The organism is Acetoanaerobium sticklandii (genome assembly GCF_000196455.1).
In the GTDB taxonomy this organism is placed as follows: Bacteria; Bacillota; Clostridia; order Peptostreptococcales; family Filifactoraceae; genus Acetoanaerobium; species Acetoanaerobium sticklandii.
Genome location: NC_014614.1, coordinates 724,858 through 737,134, shown reverse-complemented (window position 1 = coordinate 737,134; position 12,277 = coordinate 724,858). Strand labels below are relative to the sequence as shown.

Sequence of the window (12,277 nt, the reverse complement as noted above, 5' to 3'; positions counted from 1 at the left end):
CTCCTAACCGAATCTTCCAGTTACATAATCTTCTGTTCTTTTATCTCTTGGCGAAGTAAATATTATATTTGTATCGTCGTACTCTATCATTTCTCCCATCAAGAAAAATGCAGTCTTATCTGATATTCTCGCCGCTTGCTGCATCGAGTGAGTAACTATTACTATAGAATATTGATTTTTCAACGTTTCAATCAAGTCCTCTATTTTAGATGTTGCTATAGGGTCAAGAGCTGACGTAGGTTCATCCATCAAAATTACATCGGGCTGAACAGCTAGGCATCTAGCTATGCATAGTCTTTGCTGTTGTCCTCCTGATAATCCATAGGCGTTGTCATCTAATCTATCCTTTACTTCATCCCATAGTGCCGCTGCCTTTAAACTAGTTTCAAGAATTTCAGATAGTATTTTCTTATCTTTTATTCCATGAATTTTAGGTCCATAAAGCACATTTTCGTATATGCTCTTTGGAAAAGGATTTGGTTTTTGAAATACCATTCCTACTCTAGTTCTAAGTTCTTCTAGCCTCACACTTTTATCAAATATATCAGTTCCGTGGTAGTTTATTTCTCCTGTAGTTCTTACAACTGGTATATTTTCTATCATTCTGTTTAGTGTTTTTATAAAGGTTGATTTTCCACAACCTGAAGGTCCTATGATTGCTGTAACTCTATTTTTTAGAATCTGCATGTTGATATTTCTAAGAGCTTGGTCTTTTCCGTACCATAAATTTAAATCCTTTACGTCATAAACGACTTCATTGCTTAACTTTACATTTTCTGTCAAGCTTCATTCCTCCTAATTAAAATTTTCTTTGAAATTTATTTCTAATTAAAATAGCTGTAAAATTCATTATAAATAACACTAGGAGCAAAACTACTATAGTTGCAGCTGCTAGGTTAGCATATTCTTTTGTAAGCACTGTATCTAAAGTCCAGTAATAAATCTGGATTGGCATAGCGGTAAAATCATCCATAATGCTAGTCGGAAGCTTCATAATAAGTGTAGGAACACCTAGCACGACAAGAGGCGCGGTTTCTCCTATAGCTCTTGATACAGATAAAATAACGCCTGTAAGTATTCCTGGAACAGCTACAGGAAGCACTACCTTCCAAGTTGTAGTCCATTTTGAAGCTCCCATTGCATATGAAGCTTCTCTTAGATATCCTGGCACAGCTCTTAAAGCCTCTTGACTAGCCACAACTACAACTGGAAGCACTAATAATGACATAGTAAGCCCTCCAGCTAAAATACTTGAACCCAAAGAAAATATTCTCCCGAAAACAGCAAGTCCAAGTAAACCAAATATTACAGATGGCACGCTGGCAAGGTTTGATATATTGACCTTTATAAAGGATTGGATTTTGCCTTTATTTGCATATTCCTCAAGATAAATAGCTGTAGATACTCCAAGTATGCACACAACTGGTATTACGATGCTCATCAGATATAAGGTTCCAAGTATAGCTCCTTTTATTCCAGCTTTTTCAGGAAAAATCGAAAGATTGCTAGTTAAAAAATCCATATCCAGCCAGCCTATGCTTTGAATGGATATTCTATATATTAGAATTCCAAGCACAACTAGTGAAACTAGAGTTGAAAGAGAAAAAATAAATTTAGAACCCTTATCAAGGGCTATTCTGTGTTTCATTTTTTTCATGTTTATTTCAAATCCCTTATTATCAGGATTAGTTTTCAGAGTTAAATTATTTTTAAGAGGAGCAGTATTTTTAATTTGTACATCTAAGTTCATATTAATATTCCTCCCTGTATTTTTTAGAAATATACTGTGCTAGCAGATTCATGATTAATGTAAATAAGAATAACAATAATCCAACAGCATACAAGCTGTAGTAACCAACTGTTCCGCTTCCTGCATCTCCACTTGTAAACTCAACTATATAAGCTGTCATGGTCTGCATAGATCTAGTGATATCAAAGGTAAATGCCTTACTGCTTCCACTTGCTATAGCCACTATCATAGTTTCTCCTATTGCTCTTGATATTCCTAAAACAAATGATGCCATTATTCCTGATATAGCAGCAGGTATTACTACCTTAAAAGCAACCTCTAATCTAGTAGAACCAAGTCCAAGTGCTCCTTCTTTCATAGACTCAGGAACCGCGTTCATAGCATCTTCTGATAGAGATGCGACAAGAGGTATAATCATTATTCCCATTACAATTCCAGGACTTATAATATTTTTAGCTTCTAGGGAAGGTATTATTTTCATAAGCAAAGGTGTTACAAAAGAATAAGCAAAGAATCCATAAACTATAGTTGGAATTCCAGCTAAAACCTCCATCATAGGCTTTAATATTTTTCTTTTGCTTTCACTTGCAAACTGACTTAAATAAATTGCTGATGATAAACCAAAGGGTATAGCAACTAGCATAGCAATAAGCGTGGTAAATATAGTTCCATTTATAAGAGGAAGGATTCCAAATGATGGATTTGCTCCTAGAGGTGACAGGTTTGTACTAAACACCTCGGCAAGTGGCACACTACTGAAAAATTTTGCTGCATCTATAACTAGAGTAAGTATTATTCCTACAGTAGTTAATATTGAAATAGATGCTGTTACAAATAAAAACTTAGGCATTATTTTATCTGAAGTATTTTTATTCTTACTGATATTTAATTGAATCATTTCTCTTACATTGGGCATACTACCCATAACAACCATGCTCCTTTCGTAAACCATCTAGCTATTTATCATTAGTATTTAAAACCAGACTAAGATGAGAGAAAAGTATCCCTCATCTTTATCCAGTAATTTATATAAAATTTTATTGACTTAATTTTTCTAGCTGAGCTTGATACTCTGCGTATACTGAATCAGGAAGAGGTGCAAATCCATTGTCCCCTGCTAGTTTAGCTGCTCCATCCTTTGATACTACAAACTTTGCATAATCAAGAACTTGAGGTCTTTCTTTTGCATAATCTGCGTTTAGGTATGTGAACACTGGTCTAGTAAAGCCAGCATATGGAAGATCTTCACCTATAGTTTCAAGAGTTGGCTCAACTGGTCCGTTTCCAAAATCAACATGAACAGCTTGAAGCTTGTCTTGGTTGCTAGCATAATATCCATATCCAAAGAACGCTATAGCATTTTTATCGTTTGAAACTAAGTCTACTAGTGTTGAATACTCTTGTTGCAGGTTTGCAGTTTTAACCATATCTTGCTCATCTAAAATCTTTTCAAAGAAAAATTCAAAGGTTCCGTGATTTTCATTAGGTCCATAGAATTTAATTTCTTCTGCTGGCCAATCTGCTCTTATATCTGACCACTTTACAACATCATCAGCATTGTAGCTTCCAGAAAGATACATCTTAACAATCTCATCCTTAGTCATTTCTTTAGCCCAAGTATTTTCTTTGTTTATTACCATTGTAAGTCCATCAAGAGCTAACTTAAACTCTAGAACATTTTCTCCTAATTTCATTCCTTTTTCTTCTAGTTGAGCTTTTTCTTCATCCTTGATTGCTCTAGATGCATCAGCAAAATCTAGTTCCCCCGGAATGAATTTCTTAAAGCCTGCACTTGAACCTGCTCTACCAACTTGTACACTTACTCCTGGCTGAACACTTGTCATGTAATTTTCTGCTATGTTTGCCATAAGAGGATACACTGTTCCTGAGCCATCAACTATTACCTGTCCTGATAGTTCTGAAGCTTCGCTTGCTACTTCTTCTTGTGTTCCTTCTGACTCAGAACTTGTACCTGCACATCCAACCGTCCCCACCATCAAAGCCACTGCTAGTAATGCTGCCATCCATTTTTTCATGTTTAAGTAACCTCCTAATATTTTATCTTTTTATTTAGTATGTTTTTTACATACTTTGTTAACTTGTCTTTACAACTGAATTATAGCACCTCAAATTTTGTCTTTCGTTTAGATAAGGTAAACTTTTGGTAAAGATTATGTTAAATCCTAATCTGATTATTATAGTTCAAAAACCTCAACAGCTTGATTTAGCTCATTCGAAAGTGAATTTAATATATTAGAGGTCTCAACTATCTTTGTTATTGCCTGAGCATGATTTTTAACAGAGCCAGAAATTTTCTGGGTAGAAGCTGAGTTTTCCTGACTGATACATGAAAGAAGCTCTATATTAGTTTCAACAGCCTTCTTTGCTTCCTTTATAAGCTCAGTACTGGATTTCAGCATATTGGCTTGACTATTTACCTTTGAAATTGAATCTATAATTTGATGATATGTGGACTTAGTATCTATAACTCTTGTTTTCTGCTTTTCAAATATTTCAACAAGAGTATCAATAGTTTTCGCAGCTTGAGAATTCTTATCCTTAACTTCATTTACAATAGCATTTATAGTATTTACAGAATCCTTAGACTGCTCAGATAGCATTCTTATTTCCTCTGCTACTACTGCAAAGCCTCTTCCAGCTTCTCCAGCTCTAGCCGCTTCAATTGATGCATTTATTGCTAGTAGGTTCGTTTTACTTGCTATATCAATAATCATTTGACTTGCCTTTCCAATTTTTACTGAGCTTTCTGTTGCTTCATTTATTTTGTGATAAACATTTTTATTTGCTTCTTTAGAAGCTTCATTTATTTGCTCTAGTTCGTCAATTACTTTAAGTCCACTATTCGTAACATTAGCCACTTGATTAGTTTCTAAATACATTTGCTTTATATGACTTTCCTGAGTTTCTAATATTTCACTTAATACTTCAGTTTCAGTTAAGCATTCTATAGAGTTTTCAGCTTGCTTTTCAGAGCCCACTGCTATGTTTTCTATAGCTTTATCCACTTCGTTTGCCATAAGCTCACAAGTTAGGGAGTTTTGATCTAAGGTACTGGAGATTTCTGCTATTGACTTTGAAGAAGTATTCACCTGATTTATTATTTGCTTAAAATTATTGACTATCTTTCCCATAGCTGTATGTAATTCTCCCACCTCATCTTTTCGAAGTTTCTCTTGCTTTAATTCATCATGCTCGAGTTTAAATTCTGCTATTTCATCACTCCATTTAGTTATCTGCTTAATCGGCTGACTTATAGTTTTGGATAAAAAAGTTGCTATAATAAAGCAGATTAATATTATGATTAAAGCTACTAAAATCAAATTGTTTCTTAGTTCATACAGCTTATAAAATCCTTCATTTTCCTCAATTTCAGTTATAATTCCGCTATAGGAATCCCCTATATTTACTGTCGATACAGTTCCAATAACCTTCTTCCCTTGAAAATTTTTATAGGCTTTTGTTTCAGAATAATCATATTCTCCCCTATTTAAAGTTTTTATCAAGCTATCTACTGCTTTAGATTTCACTTCATAATTTAGAGCTTTAATTTCCTCTGATTTATTCTTAAGTGTATCCGTTAAAAGCATTCCCTTGTCATCTACAATATATATCTGCGCTGTTTCTCCTATCTTTTCTATCTCAGATTGAACAATTCTATTTATTTCTTCTTGATTAAGCACTATATTAAGTACTCCTATAGGGCTAGCTTCATCTTGATATCCAAATATAGGTGTAGATAAAACCATAATGTTGTCATCTATAAAGCTGTTTCTAAACACACTTGACCAGTTTTGATTTCCATCAAGAGCTTTTTGAACATAGCTTCCTTCTACAGCAAGAGGAGAAATGTCTAGCTTGTCATAATTAATTGAAAATACTACTTCCTTGTATTTGTTAGTTATGAAAACATCCGTATAGTTATACTCATCTATTGCGATTTTTAAAATATTTTCAAAATCCTTATTTATCGCATCAATTTTAGTTTTATCTGCCTCAAATGAATTAATTACTTGTAGCCCTTCTCTAATAGGCTTAGACTGAGCAACCAGTTTTGCATCCGACTGCCTATTATCAAAATAGTCATTTATTCGATTTTTTGTCATAGAAGTGTACAGCTCATTTTCCTTGTATATCTCTTCTTTCATTGTGCTACTCGTATTTACAAGCACTATACTGCTCAAAAGCATAAGAGGAATTAAACTTGTTACTAAGACAAGAACTAAAAGTTTGTTTTGAATGCTAAGATTGTCTATTATTCTCATGTCTAGATTCATTTTAAACTTATCTTTCAAAAAATCTCTCATCTGCCTATTTAAAGTGAACCTTGTATTATGCATTTTAAAATTTCTAAATTTACCTTTTAACTTCTTAAAGTCGTTCAATTTAATATCCATTTCTTCCTCCTAATGCTGTATCAGATATTTTAAATTACAGACTAATTTTACTAAGTAGTAAGTTTGGATATGTTAAATACACTTTAGGTTCTTGTTAAATTTTATATAGTTAAATTCCTTATCTAATATGTTAAATGTAAAAGTAAATCAAATTTATGTTTTTTTAATAATTTTGACTAAAAAGCTTTTTATTATTGAATGCCGATGTTATAATAAACATTATTTTAATATTAGATTAAATAATTCAGGAGGGTTCGAATTATATGAAAGAAAACAAAAATATAGTTAGTATAGGAATTAGATTAATGATACCTATTTTGCTTATCATCACATTGAGCATAGGAAGCATATCGATTTATTCTTTTCTACAACAAAAAAATATAATCAATGAACAAATGGAAGTAGTCGCTTCTACTGAAATTCAAGAGATTTCTCTGAGTATAGAGAGCGGAAACAAAAATATAGCCACTCTTAGTGAAGCTCTTAATAAAAATTTTATTATTCAAGCAAAATTAGTAGCGGAGACTATAGCTAAAAATCCTAATGCATTAGAGACTCAAGCTATGATTGACTTAGCTAAACGTGTAGGTGTTGAAGAAATCCATGTTACAGACGAAAATGGTGTTTTAAGATGGGGAAATATACCTGATTTTTTTGGATTTGATTTTTCGACAAGTGAGCAAACTAAACCGTTTTATGACGGAGTAGGCAATCCAGATTTTGAGCTTGCTCAAGAAGCTTCTCAAAGAGGAACTGATGGAAAATATTTTCAATATATAGGAGTATCTAGAATTGATTCGCCAGGGGTAGTTCAAATAGGAGTCCTGCCAAGCGAGTTAGAAAATTTAATTAAGAATAGTGATATTAATACTATTATCGCTGAATCATCAATAGGCTTTGGTGGCAACGCATTTTTAGTTGATAAGGAAGGCGCCATATCATCTCACAACGATTCAAGCTTAGTGGGAACGAATCTAAATGAAACTGATTGGGGAAAAGTAATATTAGAAAATAAAACTGGAAACGCTAATTATTTGAGAGATTCAGATAAAAAATATGCCAATTTTATTCAGCTCGAAGATTCTATATTGGTGGTAGAGCTTTCTAGAAGTGAATTTGAAGCTCCTCTTGATAAGCTAAAGCTAACTATTTCAATAGCTTCAATAGTAGCAATTTTATTATCAGGTTTTGTTATATTTTTATTTTCAAGAAGGTTAGTAATTAATCCACTAGTTGAGATTATGAAGCTTATGGAAAAAGCTGAATCAGGGGATTTAACCGTACGTTCTTCTATAACTCAAAATACTGAACTAGGAAAATTATCGCTTAGCTTTAACGAAATGATGAATAAATTTGGTTTATTGGTCGGTGAGCTTAAAAATGTATCTCAAGAGGTATCCTTATCATCCATAAAATTAATAGAATCATCTGATCAATCAGCAGTAATTGGTGAACAGCTTTCAGATGCAATAAACGAGGTTGCCCAAGGAGCTAATGACCAAGCAAAAGACGCAGAAAATGGATTGCAAAGAATTATTGAACTATCAAGCCAGCTTGACTTAGTTTCTCAAAAAACAGCAGTAATGCAAAGCCGCTCAAGTCAAGTTACCGCTTTAAATAATGAAGGTATTTTGGCAGTTGACGAACTTTCTAAATCAACATCCAGTAATGAAGAAAATACTCAAGAGATTTATAAAGTTGTATCTGAATTAAGTGAGAAATCCCAAAGTATTAGAAATATAATTCAGTTAATACGAGGTATTTCAGAGCAAACTAACCTGCTTTCTTTAAACGCAGCAATAGAAGCTGCAAGAGCTGGAGAAGCTGGAAGAGGCTTTGCCGTTGTCGCTGAGGAAATAAGAAAACTTGCTGATGAATCTAGCAATTCAACTAAAAAAATAGAAGATATAATCAATGACATATCTAATGACGTAAATAGAACTGTTAATACTGTGGAAAAAATTAAATCTACAGTAGAAATTCAAAGCAATAGCACAAACAAAACAAAGGACACCTTTGAAAAGATTTCTGAAGCAATATCTGAAATTGCAAGTAGCATTTACGATGTAAATGAATCCTTAGAAATATCTATAGCTAATAAAAATTCTGTAGTTCAAGTCATGGAAAATATATCAGCAATAACAGAAGAAACAGCTGCATCAACTGAGGAAGTTCTTGCTTCGACTCAGCAATACAGCACTACTAACCACGAACTTGCCAATTTATCACTTTCACTTAATGAAATAGTAAATTCTATGAATAAAAAAATCGAGCAATTTGATATCTAATTAAATTTCAACTGATAAAATCCTAGGCTTTAATCATTATATATGTGTTTAATATAATGATTAACCTAGGATTTTTTATAAACTTCCTAAAAATATTTATTTTTTCTATATGCTTTCAGCTTTTTTAATTTTATCTGTCAGCTTGTCTAAAACTTCAAATAAATTTTCTGAAAGATGCTCAGCCTCTTTAATTAATGGAGCTAATTTTTCTGTGTCATTTAATCCAATGGCATTAATTGCGTTTGAACCAGTTTGATGGAATTTTTTATGTAGCTCATCTATCATTTTCCATTCTTCTAGTAGGTCTGGGTTATGTATTTCAAATGATTGATAAAAATGGCCAAATGCACATTTTTTTGAATTAATCTGAAGAGGTAGTACTTCCTTCTTTTCAGCCATCTCTTTTAATTTACTAAGCCAAGCTTTATGAGATAATCTTGCATTTTGTAATTCTGAAAGTAGGTCCTCATTAGTAACTGGATGTGCACTGTTGTTTAAGGAATGTATTTGTTCGTGAATTATTTCAGTTATTTCAGAATCAATCTTAGAAATTGTTTCTGCCATTTTAGCACTGTACTCTGAATCATTTTTTATTTTTATAGTTAATAAATTCAGCTCTTCAGCATCTTTGCTTGAAGCCTCCATTGCCTCATTAATATTATATACAGCATTTTTTATTCCATAAAAATCCGTATTTATAGACTTAATATCTAAAACTACTCTTTCAAGTAAATTTACATTTTCATCAATAGTATCGTGAATTTCATCAATCATGCTGTTCATAGTGTGAGTTGAGTCAAGAGTATTTCCCATGCTTTGCTTACTTTCATTTGCTGAAATTTGAATTTCCTCCATCAAGCTACGCATATCTGTTAAACTATTTTTTGTCATTTCTGCAAGTTTTCTAATTTCTTCAGCAACAACTGAAAATCCTCTACCATGTTCTCCAGCTCTAGCCGCTTCTATTGAAGCATTTAAAGCAAGTAAATTTGTCTGAGCCGCAATTGTTTCAACAGTACCAACAATGTTCTTTACATTTTCTGTCAATCCAATCAAATGATCAATTTTATATCCCATCCCTTCTGCTGATTTAACCATATCCTCTTTAATGTTATTTAAATTTTCTAGACTTCCTAATCCATTTTTATTCTTTTCCAACACATAGGTCGCAGATTCAGAAAGTTTTTCCATTGTATCTGAAGCATTAAAAACAGAATCACTAACTGAATTCATACTCGCTGTTGTTTCTTCAACTAAAGCCAAATTAGATTCACTTAATACTGATAAATCTTCTGATAGTACTTTAAGCTTTCCTGACAAATGTTTAGTTTCTACATCAAAATTGCTGATTCCAATTACAACCTTCATGAGCTTTTTTACGGACTTAGAAAGTATATTCTCAGATTCTAATAATTTATTTAGATATACAACCAAAGATTTATGAATACTATGTTTTACTTCTGGAAATGCTTGATGTTGTCCCTTAAATCTTCCATCTAAAATATGAATTACTTCATGCATCTCACCACACACAGGTTGTTCTTTTCGTTTAAAAAAGCTATTTTTGCCGTGCTCAATATTTTCTGAATTGTGTAATTTCATAATTCCTCCAATACGTTTAATTTTTTTACTATCTTATAATAAATATAACGTTTCTAATGATAATATGCAATTTGATTTTCTGTATATAAATAAAAGAGTAATAAATAGGTAAATTTAAATCCTAAGTATTACTCTTGTTATTAACTAGTTTATTACATTTTAATCATTTTTCCTGCATTTCGGACATATTCCAAAAAGCTCAAACACATGCGAGTGTATATCATATCCTTCTATTTGACTATTTATATGAGAAAACGGACAAAAATCCAGCTCTTTTTTACTTCCGCATTTTTCACATACTACGTAGTGAGTATGTTCATGCGATTCAATAAGCTTAAACCATCTTTTGTCGTTCTTGTATACTATATCTAAAACCCCTGCATCATATAGTGATTCTAAATTTCTATATACTGTAGATAAATCTGCATTTTTATCTAGTTTTTCATGGACAGTTGCAGCATCAAGATATCCCTTGGTCTCTAGAAAAATATCTACAACTTCAGATTTAATTCTAGTTAGCCTTTGTCCATTATTTCTTAATTTTTCTATGATTTCTTCTTTGTTAATCAAATCCTCATCTCCTACCCTTAAGCAATATACTAGCTATAAGTATTATTACACTTATTAATACTATAGTTCCCCCTGAAGCCAAATCAAAATAGAAAGAAAGTGTTATTCCACCAATTACTGAAATAACTGCTATTATTATTGATGAAATTATAGTTTGCTTGAAACTAAGTGTATATTGCATTGCCGCAGCTACAGGAATCACCATCATCGAAGATATAAGCAAAACTCCTACAATCCTCATAGATACAACAACACAAAGTGCTATTAAAATTATAAATATCTTACCTAGCTTATCAGTTTTTATTCCCATAGCTTTAGCGCTTTCTTCATCAAATGCCATGTGAAACAACTTATAATAATTTACTCCCCAAAAAGCAAATATTATAATTGATAAGGCAATCATAATATATATATCCTGATTGCTTATTCCTGTTATGCTTCCAAACAAATATGATAAAAAATTACCTCTTATATTTTTAGAAAATCCCATAAGAACTGATGCCAATGCAATCCCTGATGACATTATAATAGCAAGTGATATTTCTTCATACGAGGCGTAATTTTCTCTGAGGAAGAAAATAAAATATGCAGCAATTACTGTTATAACCACTGCTCCATAAATAGGCTCAATCCCAAATAATGCAGCTAAAACTATTCCAGAAAGTGCAACATGGGATAAACTGTCTCCTATAAGAGACATTCTCCTTACCACAATAAAGGTTCCCATAAAAGGAGCGATAATCGAGACTAATAAACCGCCTATCAGTGCCCTTTGCATAAATGCGTATTCTAGCATAAACCCTCCTAATGTGTTACCAATCTCATTTTTTTGCCGTATATTTTTTTAAGCGATGTCTCTATATCCATGATGTCATTGCTTTCGTGGATGTGAAAAGTATCCTCACCTATGCAAGCAACTCTATTTGCATAAGATGTAATAGCTGATATATCATGGCTAATCATACATATAGTCACGCCTTTTTGATTTAGCATATGCATAGCTTCATAAAAAAATCCTTCTGAGCCATAATCTATACCAACTGTAGGCTCATCTAGAAATATTATCTCGGGCTTTGAGGATATAGCTTTAGCTATAAATGCTTTCTGCTGCTGTCCTCCAGATAAATTTCCTATTCTTCTATCTGCTATATGACCTATACCCACCAAGTCTATTGCATCGCTAGTCATTTTTTTAGACGATTTCGAATCATATCCTACTGACCTTAAGCTTGAGTAAATAAGTTCCTGCACAGTTGCAGGGAAGCTCACATTAAAAGCATTTGATTTTTGTGAAATATATGATATTTTATTTTTTTGAGCAGTATCCTTTATATTCTCACCAAAAATCTTTATTGTTCCTTCTTTACTGCTGATTAAACCTAAGCACAGCTTTAAAAGCGTAGTCTTCCCAGAACCGTTAGGTCCTAATATACCAAAATAATCTCCTTTATATACATCGAAAGAAAGATCTGATAGAACTTTCTGATCTTTATAACTAAAGCTAAGATTTTTGACTTCTAAAATCTTTTCTTTCATAATAGTCTCCTATTTTTTAATTTTTCTTGCAATTAAATTGCAACTAGTAATTATATTATACATTAAGATTATAAAAAATTAAAACATAAAAAAGAGCAGATACAGAATTAATTGCC

10 protein-coding genes are annotated in these 12,277 nt (G+C 32.3%); 1 reads left to right on the top strand and 9 read right to left on the bottom strand.

Annotated features, from left to right (window positions below):
- Positions 1–3 precede the first annotated feature (3 nt).
- From pstB to CLOST_RS03320, 5 genes are all read right to left on the bottom strand, one after another.
- Positions 4–783, bottom strand: coding sequence for a phosphate ABC transporter ATP-binding protein PstB (pstB, locus tag CLOST_RS03340; protein ID WP_013360833.1), 780 nt, complete (start codon positions 781–783; stop codon positions 4–6).
- A 16-nt stretch (positions 784–799) separates the two neighbouring features.
- Positions 800–1,750, bottom strand: a complete 951-nt coding sequence (gene pstA, locus CLOST_RS03335; RefSeq protein ID WP_013360832.1) for a phosphate ABC transporter permease PstA — start codon at positions 1,748–1,750, stop codon at positions 800–802.
- Between the two features lies 1 nt (position 1,751).
- Entirely contained in the window at positions 1,752–2,675 is a 924-nt protein-coding gene (gene pstC / locus CLOST_RS03330) for a phosphate ABC transporter permease subunit PstC (protein WP_013360831.1), read from the bottom strand.
- 112 nt (positions 2,676–2,787) lie between these two features.
- Positions 2,788–3,786, bottom strand: a complete 999-nt coding sequence (locus CLOST_RS03325) for a PstS family phosphate ABC transporter substrate-binding protein (protein ID WP_013360830.1) — start codon at positions 3,784–3,786, stop codon at positions 2,788–2,790.
- Positions 3,787–3,945: 159 nt separating this feature from the next.
- Positions 3,946–6,165 carry a methyl-accepting chemotaxis protein gene (locus CLOST_RS03320; protein ID WP_013360829.1) on the bottom strand — a complete coding sequence of 740 codons (2,220 nt, stop codon included), beginning with the start codon at positions 6,163–6,165 and terminating at the stop codon, positions 3,946–3,948.
- Positions 6,166–6,428: 263 nt separating this feature from the next.
- Here CLOST_RS03320 and CLOST_RS03315 point away from each other — a divergent pair, with 263 nt between their 5' ends.
- Positions 6,429–8,453: a methyl-accepting chemotaxis protein gene (locus tag CLOST_RS03315; RefSeq protein ID WP_013360828.1), complete on the top strand. Its 2,025-nt coding sequence runs from the start codon at positions 6,429–6,431 to the stop codon at positions 8,451–8,453.
- Positions 8,454–8,558: 105 nt separating this feature from the next.
- Here CLOST_RS03315 and CLOST_RS03310 read toward each other — a convergent pair whose 3' ends face one another.
- The 4 genes from CLOST_RS03310 to CLOST_RS03295 all read right to left on the bottom strand — a co-directional run bounded on the left by CLOST_RS03310 (position 8,559) and on the right by CLOST_RS03295 (position 12,161).
- Positions 8,559–10,055, bottom strand: a complete 1,497-nt coding sequence (locus tag CLOST_RS03310; protein WP_013360827.1) for a methyl-accepting chemotaxis protein — start codon at positions 10,053–10,055, stop codon at positions 8,559–8,561.
- Between the two features lie 159 nt (positions 10,056–10,214).
- Positions 10,215–10,625: a Fur family transcriptional regulator gene (locus CLOST_RS03305; protein ID WP_013360826.1), complete on the bottom strand. Its 411-nt coding sequence runs from the start codon at positions 10,623–10,625 to the stop codon at positions 10,215–10,217.
- A 4-nt stretch (positions 10,626–10,629) separates the two neighbouring features.
- On the bottom strand, positions 10,630–11,421 hold the full coding sequence (locus CLOST_RS03300; protein ID WP_013360825.1) for a metal ABC transporter permease: 792 nt from the start codon (positions 11,419–11,421) through the stop codon (positions 10,630–10,632).
- Positions 11,422–11,429: 8 nt separating this feature from the next.
- The gene (locus CLOST_RS03295; RefSeq protein ID WP_013360824.1) at positions 11,430–12,161 is read right to left on the bottom strand and encodes a metal ABC transporter ATP-binding protein; all 732 of its coding nucleotides are present in this window, start codon (positions 12,159–12,161) and stop codon (positions 11,430–11,432) included.
- Positions 12,162–12,277 lie beyond the last annotated feature (116 nt).